Source organism: Tabrizicola sp. BL-A-41-H6, assembly GCF_050632395.1.
GTDB lineage: Bacteria > Pseudomonadota > Alphaproteobacteria > Rhodobacterales > Rhodobacteraceae > JAUYQR01.
This window is the reverse complement of record NZ_CP192600.1, coordinates 2121633-2141907: the sequence shown is the minus strand read 5'-3', so window position 1 is coordinate 2141907 and position 20275 is coordinate 2121633. Positions and strand designations below refer to the sequence as shown.

Genomic DNA, 20275 nt, shown 5'->3' with positions numbered 1-20275 from the left:
AAAAGCGAAAGTCGACCAAACACCACGAATAGGCCAATCGAGATATAAGGGTCTCGTCGGAACAGAATGCGACCCGAGAAGCCTAAAGATGATCGACACGCGTGCGCGGCGGGTTGCAATGGATTGGCCGAAAAGTCTCTTTTGGAGCAAGGCAGTCAATCGATCGGCGCGGGCTGAATGTCTCATGAGAGCCGAGGCCTTGCGATGCGCTTCGGGCGGAAATGTATGTGCCGACTGCTGTTCGCAAGAGCTTTTGGCGTGGTTGCAGATATCGCTGATATGTATCCGGTCTGTGTTTCGGCGCGCGGGCCGTGACCTTGTTGGATATACGCACGCACATTGATCTCATTAGCGGACAGGCTGACGATGAGCCATTTCCGCCCTCAGATTCCCGGTGCGTAATTCATCCGTCCCATGCTTTGCTCCCTCGCGAACCTCTGTGCGATTGCCTGGCGTCAGATCGCTTCGGCAACCGTATCTCTTGGGGCATCGAAGCCCCGTCCATAGCGTAGGACCGCCCAGGCGATGCGGACCAGTTTGTTGGCCAGAGCCACAGCCAACTTGTTCCTATGCATGCGCTGGTCGGCTTCGGCCAGCCACGCCCCAAAGCTCAATTCTGGCCATTTCTTCGGACGCATCAGGATGATCTTGGCAGCCTGGATGAGGAGTGTTCGCAGATATCGGCTTCCCCGTTTCGAGATCCGGCCAAGCGTCGTGCGCCCTCCTGTGCTGTATTGTCGGGGCACCAACCCGACCCAGGCCGCCATATCCCGACCGTGATCAAAGGCCTCTCCCTGTCCGACCGCGGCGACAAGGGCTGTGGAGATCACCGGACCCACGCCGGGAATGGTCCTCAACGCCCGGCAGTGGGCCTCGCCTTGCCCGATCTCTGCTATTTCCTGGGAGATCGCTTCGATCCGGGTATCGAGGCGCATCCAGTCGTCATGCAGATCAAGGATGATGTCTCTCATCCTCGGTGAGATCTCGTCCCGGCGTTCGTCTAGAAGAGCCAGAAGCGAGTTCTGAACGGCGCGCAGACCCTTCCGGATCGTGATGCCTTGTTCGATCAGAAAGGCTCGGATCTGATTGATGGTTGCCGTGCGGCGAGACACCAGCCGCGACCGGACGCGGTGCAACGCCTGCAGGTCCAGCTGGTCTTGGCTCTTCTCCGAGACGGTGTGCAGGTTCGGACGCAACGCTGCTTCTGCGATCGCCTCGGCGTCGTTGTAATCGTTCTTCTGGCCCTTGTTGAAAGGCTTCACGTAGATCGCTGGAATGATCCGCGGCTCGAAGCCCATGCCCCGCAGGGTTCGGCTGACAAAATGCGCGCTGAGACAAGCTTCCATCCCGATGATGCAGGGTGGGAGCTTCTTGAACGTCGCCTCAAGGGCAAGGCGCTTGATCTTCTGTCGCAGAACCAGTCGGCCATCGGCGCTGAAACCGACGAGGTGGAAAACCTCCTTGCCGATGTCGATCCCGATAACGCTGGCAGCAACAGAATCCTCTCTGATCTTGGACGTCATGGTGCTTCTCCTTCTGGGCAGTGCAGCCTAGAAGGCTAGCACCGCCGGTGAAGCAGTCGGCACATTCCATTAGCGGTCCGTGCCATGATACCAAGATCAGGGAGTTGGCTGTGGCCAACGATTTCTGTCACGAGCTCAAGCCCTGGAAAGTCAGGCGGCGGCTGATCGAGAGGATCCACCCTCGACTGTCAGACGGTGCGCAATATCGGCTGATGTCCATCTCGCGGTCCTCGTTCTTCTTCGACCAGCGGGGCGAGACGGCGGTGAACCTCGACCTTATGTGGCTGGTCGACAGCAGTTATTAAGACGCCGTTCTAAGGCGTCCGTCAAATGACACGGCTCCTGCAGAACGAGGGCCAGGCGGGCGAGGAGCGCCGTGGTCTTCTCGGCGTAGCCGAAGACGGTTCCCCTCACTGCAGCTCAGGTGGTGAGCATGCGGAAATGCAGCGCTCCGCCCGAGGCGCGAAACGGGAGTTGCCGAGCTCGTCCAGGATGACGAGGTCAAGCTTCGCAATGCTGGCTCTCTGAGCTCCGAGCCGAATGGACCGACGATATCCCCTCTTAAGCCCGCACGGCACGGAACCGAACCGGAGCTAAAAGCATACAAATTCACTTCAACACTCGACTACGCTTGTCTCCAGGTCCTGACCGACGTCCGCGGCAGGACCACTTCGGGGTATCGTATCGAAACGCCTGAGCAGGCTTTCCGCAAAGGCTGAGCCGGCGGCGATGAACAGGCCGATGCCGCTGAAGATGTAGACGATGGTGAAGATCTTGCCGAGATCCGTCTGCGGGGTGAAATCACCATACCCAACGGTGGCGATTGTCACGACCGAGAAATAGGCCGCGTCGATAAGGCGCCACCCTTCGACAAGCCTGTAGAAAATGGTTGCGCCAGAGATCAGGGCAACGGTGACGAGCGTGATACCGCGTACCTTGGGATCCTTGAGGGCATCACGCATGGCTCTCAGGAGCCATAGGACCGAAATGACGGGTTTGATCGCCATTGCATCTACCTTCTTGGGACTAACTCGGCCCATCGGCCCGGAAGACAGCGGGCACTGATTGCGTTGAAGCCGCCCGTCACAATTGCAGCCCCGCACTTGTCAGCCCTTAGGTTCGAACGCTCAAAATCTCAGGGCGATGCCAAACATTGGGCCTTTCTGCTTTACGTCATACAGAAAGTCTCCGTTCTCGCGGTCGACATTCATGATGCGGTACCCGACAAACGCATTCATTCGTTCACTGATGGTATATCCTAAGCCGAGGTAAGCATCGATAAAATAATCCGAGCCCCCGGTGCCCACGAAGGCGATGGCATCGAGATACGAGCGGGCGCTCAGGTCGGTCCGGACGCGCGCACCAACCGTCAGGTCGGTCCACGTCTCGTCGACGCTGACCCGGTTTGGCGTGACGACGGCCGGTTGGACCTCGGCCGAGTTCGTCATGCGCCAGAATTTGAAGCCGCCATAGACGTCCACCTTCTGACCGCCTTCGTCAAGAACGCGGTAGCCGATCGCAGGAAGCAGGGAAAGCGTTTCACTTTTGGTCCGCAGTTCGACCGGCTGACCCGAAAGATCCAGGGTCTGCGTTGGGCTGAGCTTCATCCAGTTGACGTCGACCATGAACAAAAGGCGATCCTTGCGCCCGAACACCGTCGCGATCAAGCCAGCGTCCAGATCCTTCAGCGACTTCACCGTGTCGCCGAAGTCCAAGTCGATCGTGGCCGGCGGAAGAGGTGGCAGCGTACGGACGGTACCGGACGCACCTGCAGCCCAGAGGTAGCTGACAACGTCGACCTGCCAGCCGGAGCCGGGTACCGGCTGCGATCCGTCCGCATCTTCCGCAAGTACGGGACTGGAGGCAAGCATCCAACCAAGCACCAGCGATCCGAGGACAGTCGATTGACGCAATTCGATGATGTTCATTGCCGATGAATCCTTTCTCAAAGGTCACAAGTCCTTCACTGCTAACGATTGGCGCCCGGAGCTGACATTCAAACTCCCCCCGAGGCCAAGCCTGTCGACATCCCGATCGCTCAGAATCCGACGATCTTGATACCCGCTTCCACGCCCCAATCGCCGGACCTGTCGTTGCCTACGAAGATCGTTGGCTTGACGAACCCGATAAGGTTTCCTCCCCCCGCCTTCCCCAAGGCGCGCCCGATCGTCACGGCAAGGGATCCGTATTTCATTTCCGTTTCCCAGTCGTACGTGACGTTGGGATCGAACGTCAGGAGGGTCTTTGGGTCTGACAGCTTCGGGACATAGTAGACGTCGATCGTCGAGGTGTTCAGCTTCGGATCGTCGTCGTCGTTGCCAAGTCCGACCGCCTGGAGGAACGTGGGAGCAAGCATCGCACCGTTCTCCAGGAAATGGACGCTGATCACTTGAAGCTTCAAGACGTTCTGGCCAAATCCCAAGCCCGGGTCCGCCGCGTCAAGGAACAACTCGCCGGAAACCGCCCACGCCTGCTGCTTATTGAGGGAAACAACGTTCGTAAGCTTCAACGATGGGTCTCCGACGGACTTCGGATTGCCTGCGGCGCCGTCAAGCCAGGCGTAGGGTAAGGTGACCTTCAGCCCCCATTTTCCACTTTGGTCTGCCCCCTGAAAAGTGGTCCTCCGTGAGGTATGGCTTACGAGCCAGTTGGAGGATGCAGGAATGCCCCAGAAGAAGCACAAGCCGGAGGAGATCGTCGCAAAGCTGCGGCAGGTCGATGTGTTGGTATCGCAAGGCCAGTCTGTGGCCGAAGCCGTGCGCTCGATCGGCGTGACGCAGTTCACCTACTATCGGTGGCGCAAGGAGTTCGGCGGGCTGAAGAATGACCAGGTGAAGCGGCTGAAGGAGCTCGAGAAGGATCGAGCCATTGAGGCGCCATTGGTTCGAGCCCAATGGCGAGGGAGCGTCTCCGGAAGGCGGTCTCCGACCTGACGCTCGAGAAGCTCATACTGCGGGAGGCCGCATCGGGAACCGAAGGTCCGCGTAGCGAAACTTCTGAGCCCCGCCCGTCGCCGTGCTTGCATCGAGCATGTCAGGCAGAAGTTCCGGATCTCGGATCGGTTCGCCTGTCGTGTCCTCGGGCAGTATCGCTCGACAAAGCGGAAGATGCCGCAGGGCCGGGCCGACGAGGAGGCTCTCACCGCGGACATCATCGCGCTCGCCAGCCAGTTTGGTCGCTACGGCTACCGCCGGATCACGGCTCTTCTACGCGAGGCGGGCTGGGCGGTGAATGTGAAGCGGGTCGAGCGGATCTGGCGGCGGGAGGGGCTGAAGGTGCCTGCAAAACAACCGAAGAAGGGCCGGCTCTGGCTGAATGATGGGTCCTGCATCCGTCTCCGGCCAGAGCGTCCGAACCACGTCTGGTCTTACGACTTCGTTGAAAGCCGAACCCACGATGGAAGGAAGTTCCGCATGCTCAACCTCATCGACGAGTTCACCCGGGAGTGCCTGGCAATCCGGATCGACAGGAGGCTCCGATCGACCGACGTCATCGACGTCTTGTCCGATCTCTTCATCCTGCGCGGCGTGCCGGATCACATACGGTCCGACAACGGCCCGGAGTTCATTGCCAAAGCTGTAAGGGACTGGATCGCCGCCGTCGGCGCAAAGACCGCCTATATCGAGCCTGGCAGCCCTTGGGAGAACGGCACCTGCGAGAGCTTCAACTCGAAACTCAGGGACGAGCTGCTCAACGGGGAGATCTTCTACAGCCTTGCCGAGGCGAAGATCATCATCGAAAGCTGGCGCCGCCACTACAACACAAAGCGCCCGCACTCATCACTGGGTATCGCCCGCCAGCTCCCGAGGTCATCCAATGGCCGGCTTCGCCATCCGGAGCCGCTCCGCCGGCCACCCCGGCCGTAGCGCCAAGACCCGTTATGCACTAAGACTGAAACCAGACCACTCGATCGGGGCAGACCAAGGGTTTGCCGACATTCCTCCAGCTTCGATGTGCCAGTTGCCGTGATGCCGAGCGAAAACGTCACAGTGTGCGCTTATTTGCAGAGACGGTTTTGCACTTTCTTGCGCGGAACCGGCCCGCCGGCTACCTTCTTGCGTGTCGCAACAGTGCCAGTATCCGGCCAACAGTTTAAAGGGGCCCTCGCTTGAAGATCAGCTTTTCCTCCTCCCAGAAAAACAAAGCCAAGAATATCCGCAATAGTGCGCTTGCGGCAGGGTTTATGGCGGCCTCGGCTATAGTTGGCACACAGGCACATGCCCTCGGCGATGGGCCCCGCGCCTATCAGCTTGTTCCGGCCGGCTCGCAGATTCTTAGCTTTGGGTACATTGGTCAGGAGGGCAGCTCTACGATCGACCCCAGCGCCACCATCCGCGGCACCTCGGGCACAGTTGATGTCGCTTACCTGCAGTATGTGAGGACCTTTGAACTTGCGGGCCAGCAGGCTGCGGCCTTTGTCTTCGTGCCTTACGGCGATGTCAACGGATCCCTTCGACTTGGCGCTTCGCCGATATTTCCTGACGCGATCACCGGAAGCAGTACCGGGGTTGGCGATATCATTCTTGGGGCGACGTTCGGGTTAGTCGGTGCGCCTAATCTTTCGTTGCAAGACTATGTGCAGTTCAAACCAGAGTTCGCTTCTGGTATCTTGGTCAAACTGACCCTGCCGACCGGAGAATACGACAGCGAAAAGCTGTTCAATCTGGGGACAAACCGGGCCTCACTGCAAGTCGCCGGGCTCTTTTCGCAAAGCTTTGGAACGTCCTTTCTGGATCCTCGTCTGACCACGATCGAAGTGATTCCTGCCGTCACCTTCTACGGCGACAACTCCGACCCCTTCCGGAATGACAACCTTAGCCAGAAGCCGCTCTTTTCCCTCGAGGCGCATTTGACGCACAACGTCAGTCGCGCAGTCTGGCTGTCAGCCGACATGTACGCAATCAACGGTGGCGAAACCGAAACCGACGGTGTGGCCAACGGCAACTCGAAGTATTCGCTTGGCCTCGGCGCCACAGTAAGTGTTGCCCTCAGCAAGGCGTCTTCGATCAAGGCAACCTATGGCGAAGTCGTGGACCGCAACGAGGCCGGAATGGATGGCACGGCGCTGCGGGTCGTGTTCACCCAGATTTTCTGAAGTCCGGACAGACTGACGTCTCAGCAAGCCTCCTCCAGCAGCACAGTAAGTGTAGGGAATTTCCGATGTTGATCCGTAAAGTCGGCATAATAGCCTCGCTGATTGCCGTGCTGGTGGCCGGCTCCGCAGCAGCAGAAACCCAAAGGGTCAACGCGGCCACGTTCATTCGCGCGGAAAGCGACACCTACATGCGCAATCTGGCGGCGCAGGCTGGGGGTCTTGGCAAGTTCCTCCATTACCGGACGCCAACGCCACTGGACCAGCAAACCGTCATTCGCATGAATCTTGACACGCTTTATTCGTCAGCAGTGTTCGATCTGGCAGCAGGGCCGGTGACAGTGACAATGCCCAAGGTGGCGGACGGCCGCTATGTCGCGGTGCAGGTCATCAACCAGGACCACCTGACGCCGATGGTCCTGCACGAAGGCACGCAAACCCTGACGGAGGACATCGTCGGAACCCGCTACGTTGTGCTTCTCGCACGGGTCTTCGTCAACGCCGCCGACACCGAAGATCTGCCGCGCGCCAACGCTGTGCAAGACGCACTTTCAGCGACGCAGGCGGGCACCGGCACGCTGGAATTGCCTGACTGGGACAAGACGACGCTGAGTGCCGCACGCAAGGCGCTCCTTGATCTCGGCGCACTCGGCACAGTGGGGCTTGGCGTGCAGATGGGCAAGAAGGGTGAGGTCGACCCCGTCGCACATTTGATCGCCACCGCTGTCGGCTGGGGGCTGAACCCGCCAAACGAGGCGGTCTATCTTTTCCCGTCACTCACCACGAACGACGGCAAGATCGTGCACAAGTTGACGATGAAGGACATCCCGGTGGACGGGTTCTGGTCGATCAGCGTCTACAACAAGGATGGCTTTTTCGAACCGAACGACCTGAACGTGAATGCCGTCAACAACCTCACTGGCAAGAAGGCCGACGACGGGTCGATCACTGTCCAATTCGGTGGCTGTTCTGCAAAGGGTCCGGACAACTGCATCCCGATCACCGAAGGCTGGAACTACGCCGTGCGCCTCTACCGTCCGCGGGCCGAGGTTGTGAACCAGACCTGGAAGTTGCCGGACGCCGAACCCATCCAGTAACCCGGTGATGGGTCGGCCGCCTGCTTTGCCAATGCGTTCTAAGCAGCCAATCCAATACTCGCACCAACACAACAATGCTGGCGTATGATTACCGTTGCTCAGCAGGGTACTAATCCCTTGAGCGAAAAATGGGCATTGTCCTGAAACAGATCCGCAGGACGGTCGGAACTGGCTTTGCTTTCCGCCTCTGATGCAGGAATGCAGGTCGTGGCGGCAACTTGCTGCCAGCGCGCGGAAAAATGATGATGTGTGGGCCACCCCGCGCTATAATGAACTAGTCAGTAATAAGCGTTACGGGCAGGCAGTCGGCGCGTTCGCATCAGGCATGGTGACCGCATCCCGCGCCCCAAGACGCAGAGACGGAGGCGGCAGTGGCGTTGGGCAAGTTTGTTTACGGTGCATTCGTGGGTGGCGTCATGGCCGCCGCAGGGCTTTCGATCGCCTCACTGGTGGCGCCAGATCGCCCCCGCGTCGCCGATGCGCCCACAGCCGATCCGGCGCCGGTCGAGGCGGCGGTCGGCGAAACGCCAGATCCTGTGGCAAATGCACCAACCGTTACAGTTGCCGAGGAACCCTCCCTGCCCGCCCCGCCAAACGAGCCTGCGGTCAGCGCCGATCCACCCGCCGCAGGCACCGACGAGGTTGCCCAGCTTACCAACGAAGTGCTGGCCGCCCTGGAACCCGCCGACGCCCCCGTCCCGCCGACCGACCCGGCACCGAAGCCGGTCGATCCTCTGCCCGCGGCCACCAGCGTCGCCCCTGCCACACCGGCCGCCCCGCCTGCGCCCGACGCTGCTGCGCCTGCGGTAAGCGTGGTCCCTGCCCCGCAGTTGCCCGATGACCCGGCCCAACCGCCGCAGCCGGCGGCTGACAGCACCCTCGTCAAGGTCGAGGCATCGGTGCCGCCGCAAGTCCCCGCAGAAGAAGCGTTGCTTGCGGATACAGGCGACAGTGCCGAACCGGCCGTGCCCGAAGTCTCCGACCCTGCGCCGGTGACGCCAGACCCCTTGCAACCGATTGCCGAGCCAGAACAGGTGCCAATGCCTCAGGCCGAGCCCGCACTGCCCGGCACCGAAGCATCGCAGATGCCCGGCGACAAGCCCGAAGGCCTGCCCCGCGCCTTGACCCCACCCAAGGCCGCGCCTGTGATCAACGCTCCGGACGCATCCGAAACCCTCAAGCCGACGCCCGGTTTCGGCAACAAGACCGAAGGCGTCATCATCAACCGCCTGCCCCGGATCGGCGACCAGCCGGCCGAGGAAGCGGCCGCCGCACCCGAAGCGCCGACCGAAGATCTGCCGCCGCTGAAACGCTATGCCCGCGCTTTCGAGAACCCCGACGCCAAGCCGCTTTTTGCCATCGTCCTGATCGACACCGGCGAGGCCAACCTTGATCGCGCCACCCTTGCCGACCTGCCCTTCGCCGTCAGCTTCGCCATCGACCCGCTTGCCCAGAACGCCGCCGAACGCGCCGCGATCTACCGCGCAGCCGGGCAGGAAGTGGTGATGCTTGCCACCGGCATTGCCGAAGGCTCGAATGCATCAGATATCGAAGTGGCGTTCCAGAGCATGGCGCAGGGCCTGCCCGAAGCCGTTGCGGTGATGGACGAAGCCAACCAGCAGTTTCAGGGCAACCGCCCGCTTGCCAGTCTGGTCGTTCCGGTGATCGCATCGCAAGGGCGCGGGCTTCTGACCTGGGATCATGGGCTGAACGCGGCCGATCAGGTGGCCCGCCGCGTCGATCTGCCCGCGACAGTCGTGTTCCGCGATCTTGACAGCGCCGGCGAAGATCGTGCCGCGATCCGCCGCCTGCTGGATCGGGCGGCGTTCAAGGCCGGCCAGAACGGGCGCGTCACCGTGGTCGGGCATACCCGGCCCGAAACCGTCGCGGCGCTTCTGGAATGGACAGTCGAGGGCCGGGCAGCTAATCTGGCGCTCGCCCCCGTATCAGCCACCCTGACGGTGGAGTGACCCGCTCAGCCGTTGCCGCGCCGGGCGAACAGCCCCGCATCCTCGGCCGCGCGCCTTAGCGCGTTGGATTTGTTAACGGTTTCCTGATATTCGGCCTCGGGATCGCTGTCATAGACGACACCGCCGCCCGCCTGGATGTACAGCGTCTCGTCTTTCAGAACCGCCGTGCGCAGCGCGATGCAGAAGTCCATTTCGCCGTTGGCCGCGAAATACCCCACGCCCCCGCCATAGACGCCACGCTTTTCCGGCTCCAACTCGTCGATGATTTCCATCGCACGCACCTTCGGCGCACCGGACACGGTGCCCGCCGGCAGGCCCGCCAGCAGCGCCGACAGCGAGTCTTCGCCTTCAGCAATCTCTCCGACAACGTTCGACACGATGTGCATCACATGGCTGTAGCGTTCGATGATGAACGTCTCGGTCGGATGCACGGTGCCAACCTTGGCCACACGGCCCACGTCGTTGCGACCAAGGTCCAGAAGCATCAGATGCTCGGCCCTTTCCTTGGGATCGGCCAGAAGATCGGCCTCAAGGGCGCGGTCCTCTTCTGGTGACGCGCCACGCTTGCGGGTGCCGGCAATCGGGCGCACCGTCACTTCGCCGTCGCGCAACCGGACCAGGATTTCCGGGCTGGCCCCCACCACTTGAAACCCGCCGAAGTTAAAGAAGAACATGAACGGCGACGGGTTGGTGCGACGCAGGCTGCGATACAGCGCAAAGGGCGGCAGCGCAAAATCCATCGCCCATCGCTGGCTTGGCACGACCTGAAAGATATCCCCCGCACGGATGTACGCCTTGGCTTTCTCGACAGCGGCCAGATACCCTTCGTGGGTAAAGTTCGATTGCGGCAAGCCGACCGCCGCCGCCTCGCCCAGATCGCGCGGCACGGCGGGCGAGCGGTCAAGGTCGCGCAGGCTGTCCATCACCCGCTCCGCCGCCTGCGCATAGGCCGCCCGCGCCGACAGGCCAGATCCGACCCAGGCCGGCGCCACCACGGTGACGTCACCCTTGACCCCATCCAGCACCGCCACGACCGAAGGTCGCATCAGCACCGCATCCGGAAGGCCAAGCGGATCGGGGTTCACATCGGGCAGCTCTTCGACCAGCCGGATCATGTCGTAGCCAAGGTAGCCAAACAGCCCTGCCGCCACTGCCGGCAAACCGTCAGGCATTTCGATCCGGCATTCCGCCAACAGGGCACGCAGCGTATCCAGCGGATGGCCCGGCAGGTCAGCGAAAGCCAAGGGGTCGAACCGCGCCTGTCGGTTGATCCGGCTGGCAGCGCCCCGGCATTGCCAGATCAGGTCCGGCTTCATTCCGACGATGGAATACCGCCCCCGCACCTCGCCGCCGGTGACAGACTCCAGCATGAACGTGTCAGCGCGCGCTTCACCCAGTTTCAGCATCAAGCTGACGGGCGTGTCCAGATCGGCCGCCAGCCGCGCCCAGACTATCTGATTGCGGCCTTCCTTCCAGCCTGCTTCGAACGCTTCGAACGACGGCGACAGCATTTATTGCAGGCTCGTGTGGACCGCATTGATCGCAGCCTGGTCAAGCACAATCCCCGCTTCATCGGTCAGCGCGTTGGTAAAGGCGTTGAAAGCGTCCGTCGCGATGGCCTGCTCCAGCTGCGTCGAAAGCGCGCCTTTCAGCGCAGCCGCGTCGTCGCCTTCGGTAGCGGCAGGCATGATCCGGTCAAGCCGGACAACAGCCACGAAAGCCGGCCCTTCGACGACCTTCACATCGCCTTCGTTCATCTTGAACACGTCGGGCACCAGCGTTTCCGGCACGCCCTCGATAAAGCCGTCGCGCGCGATTTCGGGCGTAACATCGACGATGCCAAAGCTGCCAATCGCGGCACCCGCCTCGATCGCGGCCTTGATCTCGACCGCGCGCGTTGCCAGGGCCTTGGTGACTGCGTCTGCCCGCCAAGCCGCTGCCACCGCATCGCGGGCCTCGTCAAAGGGGATCGGCGCTGCCGGCACCAATTCGTCCAGCCGCAACGTCACCAGCCCCCCATCTTCCAGCACGATGCCTTGCGGGAAATCGTCGGCCTTGACCGCCTCTGCGGCAGTCCGGAACGCGGGATACCCCTCGATCGTGCTGTCTCCGGGGGCACCGGGCACGTAATCCACGGTCGCAAGTGTCATGCCGGTTTCCTTGGCAAGGTCTTCCAGTGTGGCACCCCCGGCCAGAAGATCGTCCACCGTTTCCACCTGATCCGAGATTGCTCGCCGGGCTGCGTCGGTCTGCAGTTCGATCGCAAGCGCGTCACGGGCCTCCTCGAATGTGGTTTCCTCGGCGGCGAGGATGGCATTTACCCGAAAGAACGCAGGTCCTAGGTCCGATGCAACCGGTCCGACGACCCCGAGTTCGCTCGTCGCAAAGACGGCCTCGCCAGCGGCCCCAAGATCTTCCTTCGATACGTCGCCAAGGTCGATGGCGTCCAGCGTCAGGCCACGCTCGGCAACCAGCGCCTCGAAGGTCGCGCCAGCGTCCAGTTTCGCCTTGGCTGCGTCAGCGGCGGCCTGATCGGGATAGACCAGCCGCTCCACCAGCCGCCGTTCCGGAACGACGAACTCGTCGATCCGGTCTTCGTAAAGCTTCTTCAGCACCGTCTCGTCGACCGGCTGATCCTTGGCGATGGTTTCCGGCAGCAAGGCGGCGTAGGTGATGCGCTTTGCCTCCGGCTTGGTGAAGGTCGCGATGTTGGCCTCGTGGAACGCCTTCAACTCGTCCTCGGTTGGTTCAGGTACCGGCGCGGTCAGGTCCGCCTCGCCCAGCCGCAGGATCGACAATCCGCGCCGCTCTGCGACCCATTTGTAAAGCGTGTCGGTCACTGCGGCGGGGGCCGCAAAGCCACCTCCGACCGCGCCTTGCAAAAGCGAGCGAGAAATGTCGCTGCGGATGTTGGATTCGAACTCGGCTTCGGTCAGGTTGTTGCGGTCAAGGGTAAAGCGGTACGCCTCGCGGTCAAAGCTTCCCGAAGCGCCCTTGAACTGGTCCATGCTGGTCAGTTGTGCAGCGACCACGGCATCGCCGACCGAGAGCCCAAGGCGGTGCGCCTCGTTGTCCAGCGCGGTGCGGGTGACGAGGCCTTGCAGCACCTGCCGGTCGAGCCCGAAGGCGATGCCTTCCTGCGCCGAGATCTGCTGACCGATCCGCTGGGAGAAGCTGGTCAGTTGTTGGCGGAAGGCGGCGGCGTAGTCGTTGGTCGAAATCTCGGTGTCGCCGACCTTGCCGATCGAGGTGATGCCGCCGCCGAAATTGGTCACGCCAAACCCGCCGAGGCCGAGGATCAGCATGCCCATCAGAACCCAGAGCGCGGCGTCCTTGGCCTTGCTTTTCGGTTTCCGGGTCTCATCGTCCGAGGTCTTGCTCATGGGTCTGCCTGATCGTTGGGTCTGGTGAGTGAATAGAGGGAAGGCCGTGTCTGGGCAAGATGCGGGTGAGGCTACCGCTGGTGTGGGCGCTGGCGTGGGGCGCGAGGCTGTCCCACGGTGGGACAGCCAGCTAACCCGTTGATATTGAAAGGCCACCCAGCGCCATTAAGCTTTCGGCAAGGGTTTCAGGGCCGAAACGCCGCCAGCCTGCGAAACATCTCGGCTATTCCTGCCGCGTCGACGTTGGCAAAAGCGATGCGGATCTGGCGCTTTCCGGCCTCGGACCCGGGCGGCTGGAACATGGTTCCGGGCAGCATCAGGATCGAGGCGTCGGTCACCAATTGCTTGCACAGGGCGTCCGACGCCATGTCGAACGGGTGTTCGACGTAGGCGAAATAGGCGCCACATCCGAGGAGTTTCCACCCCGGCAGCGCGGCAAAGCCGCCCACCATCGCCTTTCGGCGGGCGAGGATTTCGTCGCGTTCGCCCGCGACCCATTGCGACAGGTTGCGCATCCCCCAAAGCGCGCCGATCTGGCCAAGCTGGCTGGGGCAGATCGCCACGGTATCGAGGAATTTCTCCACCTCGGCCAGACGGCCTTCTGAGGCGACGACCGCGCCGACACGGTGGCCGGTCAGCCGGTAAGCCTTGGAAAAGCTGTAGAGGTGGATGAAGGTGTCCGCCCAATCGGGATCGGTGAAGAGGTCATGTGGCGCGCCGGTGCGGCTGTCGAAATCGCGGTAGGTTTCATCGACGATGAGGGCGAGACCGCGCGCGCGGGCAAGATCGCGGAACGCGGTCAGGGTTTCCGCGGGGTATTCGACTCCGCCGGGGTTGTTCGGGCTGACCAGCACGATGGCGCGGCTGCGGTCGGTGATCAGCGCCGCCGCCGCATCGACCGAAGGGATCAGGGTTGGTCCGGTATCCAGCGGCACGGTCTTCACCGACGCCATATCCAGCCACATCTTGTGATTGAAGTACCACGGCGTCGGCAGGATCACCTCGTCCCCCGGCCCGGCGAGGGTGGCCATGATGGCGGTAAACGCCTGATTGCAGCCTTGGGTAATGGCGACCTGCGTGGGCTTGATCGTGCCGTGATAGGCGGCGGACCACTGGGTGGCGATTTCCTCGCGCAGCGCCGGCAGGCCAAGGACGGGGCCGTAAAGATGGGCGTCCGGGTTGTTCAGGGCGGCATCCGCCAGTGCCTGACGCAGGCCAAGGGGCGGGCTTTCCACCGGGGCCGCCTGACTGACGTTGATCAGCGGGCGGTTTGCCGGGTGCGTCACCCCAGTCAGCCAGCGCCGCGCCTCCATCACCGGGGGCGGATCGGTCAGGGCGAAGGCGGGGTTGAGAGGGTGGGTCATGGCAGCATTCCTTTCGGCGGGCGCAAGACGTCAGGCGGGCGACAGTGTCGGAGCCTTGCCTCGCAACGCCCGCCATTCCTGCCAGACAAGCCCGATCATCACCAGATCAAACAGCGCCAGCACGAGCAGGAACGGAGACCCGGCGTGAAAGAATTCGAAGGTCTGATAAAACACGAAGCCTGCCAGCACGACCATCGAGGCCGGGTAGGCCCATACCACCTTGCGCCAAAGAAGCAGCACCATCGTCAGTTTCAGACCGCCATGCGCCAGCAGGTACAGCGCGTAGAAATGCTGCGTGTCGATCGGGAACTGCGCCACCGCGCGCAATGTCCAGGTGGCAAGCGTATCGTTCGGGTCTTCGGCAATTTCGAAATGCGTTACCCAGAACACAAAGCGCGCAATGAGCGGATTGGGCGCAAGCAAAAGCCCCAACCCCGCCAATGCCTCGGCCGAGGTAAGCACGCCCTTGATGGCCAGACCGGCCTCGAACAGCCAGTGCAGCAGCCTGTCCCGGCCTTGGCGGAGCATTCCTGGAAACCTCAGTCCATTCCGCGCATCGGCTGCACGTATTGCAGCGCCATGTCCCACGGAAAGAAGATCCATGTGTCCTGGCTGACGCTGGTGATATAGGTGTCGGCCTGCTTTTCGCCCTCGGGCTTGGCGTAGACGCAGGCGAAATGCGCCTTTGGGTAAAGGCCCCGGATCAGTTCAAGCGTCTTGCCGCTGTCGACAAGGTCATCGACGATCAGAACGCCGGTCCCGTCGCCCATGATTTCGGCTTGCGGGGCCTTGATGACCTGCGCATTGCGCCGCTGGTCCTGCTTGCCGCCGCCGGAATGGTAGGATTTGACGGAAATGGAATCCACGACCCGGATGTCCAGTTCACGGCTGACGATCATCGCGGGAACGAGGCCCCCGCGGGTGATACCAACCACGGCTTTCCACGTTCCGCCCTCGCCCGGCCCCTTGCCATCCAGCCGCCAGGCCAGCGCGCGGGCGTCGCGGTGGATCTGGTCCCAACTGACGTGAAAGCCCTTTTCATGCGGCAGGCGTTCGGCGGACATGGTGTTCTCCCCTCAGGTGGCGACGATCTTGACGCCCACAAGGGCGAGCAAACCGCCAAAGCTGCGGTCAATGACGGTTTTCAGGCTGATATACCGCGCCCGCGTGCGGTCGAGCGAAAAAATGCGGGCGACAAGGCTGTTCCAGGTCGTTTCGGCCGTGAAGATGATCGCAAGAAGCGCCGCCAGCACCCAGATGGGCGTGTTCGGGCCAAGCGTGCCAAGGAAGATCGACGAAAACATCACCGCCGCCTTGGGGTTGGCAAGGTTGGTCCAGAGGCCAAGGCGATAGGCGGCGAAGGGCGAAAGAGGCACCGGGCGCGCATCCTCGGCCACGAACGGTGTCTTTGCGTCACGCCAGAGATGCCAGGCCATCCAAAGAAGGTAGGCCGCGCCGCCGATCTTCAGCGCCCACAAAAGCGAGGGGGCGGCGTCGAACACCAGATGCAGGCCGAACATCGCCATCAAGGCCCAGATCACCGCGCCGGTGCCGATCCCTGCCGCCAGCATCGCGCCGGTGCGAAAGCCTTCGGTCAGGCCGGTGCGCGCGCTCATCAACACGGCGGGGCCGGGCGACACGGCGGCAAAGATCACGAGGCCCGCGAAGGCAAGGAAGGCCGCCAGGGTCACTGCCCGCCTTCCTTCTTGGCGGCCAGAAGGTCGATGTCTGGCGCCTCGATCGCCTTCATGCCGACGACGTGGTAGCCAGCATCGACGTGCAGGTTTTCGCCCGTGGTGCCCGAGCCGAGGTCGGACAGAAGGTAAAGGGCGGCCTTGCCGACCTCCTCCTGCGTGACGTTGCGGCGCAGGGGCGAGTTCAGCTCGTTCCACTTCATGATGTAGCGGAAGTCACCGATGCCGGAGGCCGCGAGGGTCTTGATCGGGCCGGCCGAGATGGCGTTGCAGCGGATGCCGTCCTTGCCAAGGTCTTCGGCGATGTATTTGACCGAGGCCTCGAGGGCCGCCTTGCACAAGCCCATGACGTTGTAGTGCGGCATGACCTTTTCGGCGCCGTAGTAGGTGAGCGTCAGAAGCGATCCGCCCGGCCCCATCATCGCGGCGGCGCGCTGGCAGACGGCGGTGAAGGAATAGACCGAGATGTCCATCGACAGCAGGAAATTCTGGCGGCTGGTATCGACGTAGCGGCCACGCAGTTCGTTTTTGTCGGAAAAGCCGATGGCGTGGACGACGAAATCGAGGTGACCCCAGATGGCTTTCAGGTGGGCGAAAAGCGCGTCGAGGCTGGCTTCGTCGGCGACATCGCATTCCACCATCTCGGTCATCCCGATCGAGGCGGCGAGGGGTTCGACCCGTTTCTTCAAGGCTTCGCCCTGATAGGAAAAGGCGATCTCGGCCCCCTGCCCGGCCACGGCCTGGGCGATGCCCCATGCGATGGACTTGTCGTTCGCAAGGCCCATGATCAGCCCGCGTTTGCCTTGCATCAGTCCGGTTGACATTACTTGCCCCTTGCCCACCTGTTCTGCGTTGGCTTCGACGTGTAGGCCAAGAGTACGGTTGCATCAAGGGCGGCTCGGGTCGCCGACAAGGGAGTATCTGACTTGGACCGCAGCGGGATATTCGCCGGAGACAACCCTTTCGCCATCGCACAAGCCTGGATGACCGAGGCGGAGCCGTTGGAACCGAACGATCCGAACGCGATAGCGCTGGCCACGGTGGACGCGGGCGGGCTGCCCAACGCACGGATGGTGCTGCTGAAAGAGATCGAGACGGCGGGCACCGGCGGCGGCGGATTTGTGTTCTATACCAACTACGGATCGAAGAAGGGGCGCGAGATCGAAGCCTCGGGCAAGGCGGCCTTCGTGCTGCACTGGAAATCGCTGCGTCGGCAGATCCGGGTTCGCGGGATCACCGAGCGCGAGGAAGGCCCGCAAGCCGACGCCTATTATAACAGCCGCAGCCTGAAGTCCCGGCTGGGTGCCTGGGCCTCCAAGCAATCGGAGCCGCTTTCATCGCGCGAGGCGCTGATGGCCGAGGTGGCAAAGGTGACTTTGGCGCAAGGCCCGATGCCCAAGCGCCCGCCATTCTGGGGCGGTATCCGAATCCGCCCGCTCGAGATCGAATTCTGGGCCGATGGAACCTTCCGGCTGCATGATCGTTTTCGTTGGACGCGCGAAAACATCGACGCAAACTGGGCAGTTGACCGCCTGAACCCTTGAACCATTGCCGAACCATTCTCCCGCTCGAAAGTTATTAACAGGGCGTGCCGTTTTCCACTTGAACCCGGCAAGCGATTGGCCGCAATTGTAAGACTAAGGGCTCACTTCTGGGGAGAAGGCTCTGCAAATGACGGAAGAAGAAGAGGTCATGCACGAGGTGCATGGCCGGGTTAAGTGGTTTGATCCCACAAAGGGTTTCGGTTTCATCGTCTCGGACGAGGCCCAAACCGATGTGTTGTTGCATGCCAATGTCCTGCGCAATTTCGGCCAGGGCTCGGTTGCGGATGGCGCAGGGATAACAGTGCGCGTGCAGAAGACGCAGCGCGGCGTTCAGGCTGTCGAGGTTCTGAAGATCGAGCCGCCGGAGGGGGTCGTGTTTCCCTTGGGCGACGAAGCCGGTCAGATGGACAGCGCCGACATACTGGCGCTGCCGTTGGAAGCTGCACGGGTCAAATGGTTCGACAAGGGCAAGGGCTTCGGCTTTGCCAATGTCTTTGGACGCAGCGAAGACGTGTTCGTCCATGTCGAGGTGTTGCGCGTGTCGGGTTTTGCCGATCTTGCAGCGGGCGAAGCCGTCGCGCTGCGAATCGTCGAAGGCAAGCGCGGGCGGATGGCGGTTCAGGTGGTATCATGGGAAACAGCAACTCGCGGCGCGCCCTGATCGGGCTGTGTCTTGCGATGATCGCAGGGCAGGCAGCCGCCGAGGCTGTCTGCGCGCCTGACCGGCTTGACCTGCGCTGGGACGGCGGGCGAGAGAGCTTTGCCGTCGAATTGGCGGATGATTCCGCCGAACGCGCCAAGGGCCTGATGTTCCGCGAAGAAATGGACCCAGCCGCCGGGATGCTGTTCGTCTACGAATCCCCGCGCCGCGCGCAGTTCTGGATGAAGAACACGCTGATCCCCCTCGACATGGTTTTCGCCAATGCCGCCGGTCAGGTCACGCGCGTGCATTCCAACGCAATTCCCGGCGATCTGACGCCGATCGACGGCGGCGAGGATGTGCGCTTCGTGCTGGAGATCAACGGCGGGCTGGCCGAAAAACTGGGCATCGCGCCGGGCGCAGAGTTGCGTCATCCGTCCATCGGACCGAACGCCGTCTGGCCCTGCGAGGGCTGACGTATCGGTCTGCTGGTTCGACGTTTGAAATCTCGCAAGCTGGCCTGACGGCAAGGCCCCGCTTCGATGGTTTTCGGTAACCCCTGCATTCTAGCGTTCGATGATCGCAGGCGCACTGATGTTCTGCGCTATGCGCCTTTTCAAGCCCGACAAAGCCCTGTAAGGGAGGCGTCGTCGGGGCGTAGCGCAGCCTGGTAGCGCGACGGTTTTGGGTACCGTAGGTCGAGAGTTCGAATCCCTCCGCCCCGACCACTGATTTTATTATGAAATTTTACCCGAGTGAGACCGACATTTTAGGCTGGTTTACAGCTTGGTTTACACCTGTGAGCGAGAAAACCCGCATATGACACGGAAGCACACAGTGGCTCAATCGGCGCGCTGGAGCTTCAGGAGCGTCGAATCGGAGATGCCTGGGTTCATGTGCGCATACACTTCGATCATGCGGGCGGTGTGCGTAGGCGACCATCCCATTGCCATACCGATCTCGCGCAGGCTGGCGTCAGCGTGGAAGAGACGGGTCGCTGCCGTGCCGCGTGCATCGTAAAGGCGCAGCTCGGGCCGGATGCCGGCCTTGTCGCGCCACTTCGAGACGGTCTTGCCAAGACTGTTCTGGGTCGCCCACTTCTGCCCGGCCTCATTGACCAGAAGAAGCATCTGCCCCTTTGGGGTGGCGTCAATCAATTCGCCCATGCGGGGTGTCACCGGCACTGACACGATCCGGTTGCGCTTGCCAGTGCGCAGCACGATCCGCCTGCCCTTCGGCGTTGTACTGATATGGCCGCGATTGAGCCTGACGAGATCGCCCGGCCTGAGACCACTCTCAGTGGCAGCTATGAGAATGCGGGCGACGTAAGGCGGAGCCACCTTGCAGAACAAGTTGATCTCGTCTTCGGTCCAGATGATCTCGGACCGATCGACGCTGTAAAGGTGGGTCCAGTTTTGGAGTTGGTGGGTTTTCAGCCAGCCGCGCTCGAAGGCCCAGGCGATGATCGCGGACAGATGGCTCATGAAATGGTCAGCCTGACGCGGCTTGAACTTGTCGCGCCAGGTGTAGGCAATGCGGCGGATCTCCGAGCGCTCAAAGACGCCGATCGGGGCGGTTCCGAATTGGGCGTCGATCCCCTGCCGGTGGTAGACCGACGTCCTTATGTCAGATTGGGTGCGCGGTTTGAGCCGGTTGAACTCCGGCGATGCAAGGTAGGCAATGATGATCTCACGAAACAGCCCCTGAGACGGATTGCGGTGTTCAAGGGCTGTCTTGTAAGCGGCAAAGTAATCAGGGCCTTCCAGGGCGATCTTGCTGTCGGAGCGCCAGAATTTCGGGCCTCCCCTCCACGCGTAGTGGTATTGGACGAGCGCCCCATTCGCGAGCGTTTTGGTGACGCGGTGAATCCCCTTGATGTTGACCTGGACCATTTTCGTGCAGCCACTTCTCCACTGGATCGACCTGGTTTTTCCCCAATCCGCTGTCTTCGGACGTTACAAACCGCAC

18 protein-coding genes, 1 tRNA gene and 1 pseudogene are annotated in these 20275 nt (G+C 62.1%); 8 read left to right on the top strand and 12 right to left on the bottom strand.

The window, feature by feature from the left end; genetic code table 11:
• Nucleotides 1-455: 455 nt before the first annotated feature.
• The 4 genes from ACROUL_RS10485 to ACROUL_RS10470 form a co-directional block, all read right to left on the bottom strand.
• Nucleotides 456-1523 (bottom strand): IS110 family transposase, encoded by a 1068-nt coding sequence (locus ACROUL_RS10485; protein WP_431299062.1) that lies wholly within the window; start codon nucleotides 1521-1523, stop codon nucleotides 456-458.
• A gap of 614 nt (nucleotides 1524-2137) precedes the next feature.
• Nucleotides 2138-2530, bottom strand: a complete 393-nt coding sequence (locus ACROUL_RS10480) for a potassium channel family protein (RefSeq protein ID WP_431299436.1) — start codon at nucleotides 2528-2530, stop codon at nucleotides 2138-2140.
• 120 nt (nucleotides 2531-2650) lie between these two features.
• Entirely contained in the window at nucleotides 2651-3451 is an 801-nt protein-coding gene (locus tag ACROUL_RS10475) for a hypothetical protein (RefSeq protein WP_431299435.1), read from the bottom strand.
• A gap of 110 nt (nucleotides 3452-3561) precedes the next feature.
• A complete protein-coding gene (locus ACROUL_RS10470) occupies nucleotides 3562-4032 on the bottom strand; it encodes a hypothetical protein (protein WP_431299434.1) in 471 nt (156 codons plus the stop codon).
• A gap of 154 nt (nucleotides 4033-4186) precedes the next feature.
• Here ACROUL_RS10470 and ACROUL_RS10465 point away from each other — a divergent pair.
• The 4 genes and pseudogenes from ACROUL_RS10465 to ACROUL_RS10450 all read left to right on the top strand — a co-directional run bounded on the left by ACROUL_RS10465 (nucleotide 4187) and on the right by ACROUL_RS10450 (nucleotide 9682).
• Nucleotides 4187-5412: pseudogene (locus ACROUL_RS10465) on the top strand (IS3 family transposase).
• A 219-nt stretch (nucleotides 5413-5631) separates the two neighbouring features.
• A complete protein-coding gene (locus ACROUL_RS10460) occupies nucleotides 5632-6618 on the top strand; it encodes a transporter (protein ID WP_431299433.1) in 987 nt (328 codons plus the stop codon).
• A gap of 65 nt (nucleotides 6619-6683) precedes the next feature.
• Nucleotides 6684-7712, top strand: coding sequence for a DUF1254 domain-containing protein (locus tag ACROUL_RS10455; protein ID WP_431299432.1), 1029 nt, complete (start codon nucleotides 6684-6686; stop codon nucleotides 7710-7712).
• A 371-nt stretch (nucleotides 7713-8083) separates the two neighbouring features.
• On the top strand, nucleotides 8084-9682 hold the full coding sequence (locus ACROUL_RS10450) for a divergent polysaccharide deacetylase family protein (protein WP_431299431.1): 1599 nt from the start codon (nucleotides 8084-8086) through the stop codon (nucleotides 9680-9682).
• A 5-nt stretch (nucleotides 9683-9687) separates the two neighbouring features.
• On the opposite strand, the gene trpE is transcribed toward ACROUL_RS10450, so the two are convergent.
• The 7 genes from trpE to fabI all read right to left on the bottom strand — a co-directional run bounded on the left by trpE (nucleotide 9688) and on the right by fabI (nucleotide 16947).
• On the bottom strand, nucleotides 9688-11193 hold the full coding sequence (gene trpE, locus ACROUL_RS10445; protein ID WP_431299430.1) for an anthranilate synthase component I: 1506 nt from the start codon (nucleotides 11191-11193) through the stop codon (nucleotides 9688-9690).
• Nucleotides 11194-13065: a SurA N-terminal domain-containing protein gene (locus ACROUL_RS10440; protein ID WP_431299429.1), complete on the bottom strand. Its 1872-nt coding sequence runs from the start codon at nucleotides 13063-13065 to the stop codon at nucleotides 11194-11196.
• A 185-nt stretch (nucleotides 13066-13250) separates the two neighbouring features.
• Nucleotides 13251-14429, bottom strand: a complete 1179-nt coding sequence (locus ACROUL_RS10435) for an aminotransferase (RefSeq protein ID WP_431299428.1) — start codon at nucleotides 14427-14429, stop codon at nucleotides 13251-13253.
• Nucleotides 14430-14459: 30 nt separating this feature from the next.
• A complete protein-coding gene (locus ACROUL_RS10430) occupies nucleotides 14460-14957 on the bottom strand; it encodes a DUF2127 domain-containing protein (protein WP_431299427.1) in 498 nt (165 codons plus the stop codon).
• A gap of 11 nt (nucleotides 14958-14968) precedes the next feature.
• The gene (gene gpt, locus ACROUL_RS10425) at nucleotides 14969-15493 is read right to left on the bottom strand and encodes a xanthine phosphoribosyltransferase (protein WP_431299426.1); all 525 of its coding nucleotides are present in this window, start codon (nucleotides 15491-15493) and stop codon (nucleotides 14969-14971) included.
• 12 nt (nucleotides 15494-15505) lie between these two features.
• Nucleotides 15506-16120 (bottom strand): LysE family translocator, encoded by a 615-nt coding sequence (locus ACROUL_RS10420; protein WP_431299425.1) that lies wholly within the window; start codon nucleotides 16118-16120, stop codon nucleotides 15506-15508.
• Nucleotides 16117-16947 (bottom strand): enoyl-ACP reductase FabI, encoded by an 831-nt coding sequence (gene fabI / locus ACROUL_RS10415; RefSeq protein WP_431299424.1) that lies wholly within the window; start codon nucleotides 16945-16947, stop codon nucleotides 16117-16119. Before fabI ends, ACROUL_RS10420 begins: the two co-directional genes overlap by 4 nt.
• A gap of 102 nt (nucleotides 16948-17049) precedes the next feature.
• Here fabI and pdxH point away from each other — a divergent pair, with 102 nt between their 5' ends.
• From pdxH to ACROUL_RS10395, 4 genes are all read left to right on the top strand, one after another.
• Nucleotides 17050-17667, top strand: coding sequence for a pyridoxamine 5'-phosphate oxidase (gene pdxH / locus ACROUL_RS10410; RefSeq protein WP_431299423.1), 618 nt, complete (start codon nucleotides 17050-17052; stop codon nucleotides 17665-17667).
• A gap of 127 nt (nucleotides 17668-17794) precedes the next feature.
• Nucleotides 17795-18328 carry a cold-shock protein gene (locus ACROUL_RS10405; RefSeq protein WP_431299422.1) on the top strand — a complete coding sequence of 178 codons (534 nt, stop codon included), beginning with the start codon at nucleotides 17795-17797 and terminating at the stop codon, nucleotides 18326-18328.
• The gene (locus ACROUL_RS10400) at nucleotides 18298-18783 is read left to right on the top strand and encodes a DUF192 domain-containing protein (protein ID WP_431299421.1); all 486 of its coding nucleotides are present in this window, start codon (nucleotides 18298-18300) and stop codon (nucleotides 18781-18783) included. The genes ACROUL_RS10405 and ACROUL_RS10400 overlap by 31 nt, the downstream gene beginning before the upstream one ends.
• A gap of 175 nt (nucleotides 18784-18958) precedes the next feature.
• A tRNA-Pro gene (locus ACROUL_RS10395) sits at nucleotides 18959-19035 on the top strand.
• Between the two features lie 114 nt (nucleotides 19036-19149).
• Here the strand turns inward: ACROUL_RS10395 and ACROUL_RS10390 are convergent.
• Nucleotides 19150-20199, bottom strand: coding sequence for a tyrosine-type recombinase/integrase (locus tag ACROUL_RS10390; RefSeq protein ID WP_431299420.1), 1050 nt, complete (start codon nucleotides 20197-20199; stop codon nucleotides 19150-19152).
• Between the last annotated feature and the right edge of the window lie 76 nt (nucleotides 20200-20275).

Excerpts from the sequence above, each read along its gene's own strand:
- ACROUL_RS10390 (WP_431299420.1), bottom strand. The coding sequence starts at position 20,199 with ATGGTCCAGGTCAACATCAAGGGGATTCACCGCGTCACCAAAACGCTC.
- ACROUL_RS10475 (WP_431299435.1), bottom strand. The coding sequence starts at position 3,451 with ATGAACATCATCGAATTGCGTCAATCGACTGTCCTCGGATCGCTGGTG.
- ACROUL_RS10480 (WP_431299436.1), bottom strand. The coding sequence starts at position 2,530 with ATGGCGATCAAACCCGTCATTTCGGTCCTATGGCTCCTGAGAGCCATG.
- gpt (WP_431299426.1), bottom strand. The coding sequence starts at position 15,493 with ATGTCCGCCGAACGCCTGCCGCATGAAAAGGGCTTTCACGTCAGTTGG.
- ACROUL_RS10485 (WP_431299062.1), bottom strand. The coding sequence starts at position 1,523 with ATGACGTCCAAGATCAGAGAGGATTCTGTTGCTGCCAGCGTTATCGGG.
- ACROUL_RS10440 (WP_431299429.1), bottom strand. The coding sequence starts at position 13,065 with ATGAGCAAGACCTCGGACGATGAGACCCGGAAACCGAAAAGCAAGGCC.
- ACROUL_RS10400 (WP_431299421.1), top strand. The coding sequence starts at position 18,298 with ATGGGAAACAGCAACTCGCGGCGCGCCCTGATCGGGCTGTGTCTTGCG.
- ACROUL_RS10430 (WP_431299427.1), bottom strand. The coding sequence starts at position 14,957 with ATGCTCCGCCAAGGCCGGGACAGGCTGCTGCACTGGCTGTTCGAGGCC.
- ACROUL_RS10405 (WP_431299422.1), top strand. The coding sequence starts at position 17,795 with ATGACGGAAGAAGAAGAGGTCATGCACGAGGTGCATGGCCGGGTTAAG.
- ACROUL_RS10455 (WP_431299432.1), top strand. The coding sequence starts at position 6,684 with ATGTTGATCCGTAAAGTCGGCATAATAGCCTCGCTGATTGCCGTGCTG.
- trpE (WP_431299430.1), bottom strand. The coding sequence starts at position 11,193 with ATGCTGTCGCCGTCGTTCGAAGCGTTCGAAGCAGGCTGGAAGGAAGGC.
- ACROUL_RS10435 (WP_431299428.1), bottom strand. The coding sequence starts at position 14,429 with ATGACCCACCCTCTCAACCCCGCCTTCGCCCTGACCGATCCGCCCCCG.
- fabI (WP_431299424.1), bottom strand. The coding sequence starts at position 16,947 with ATGTCAACCGGACTGATGCAAGGCAAACGCGGGCTGATCATGGGCCTT.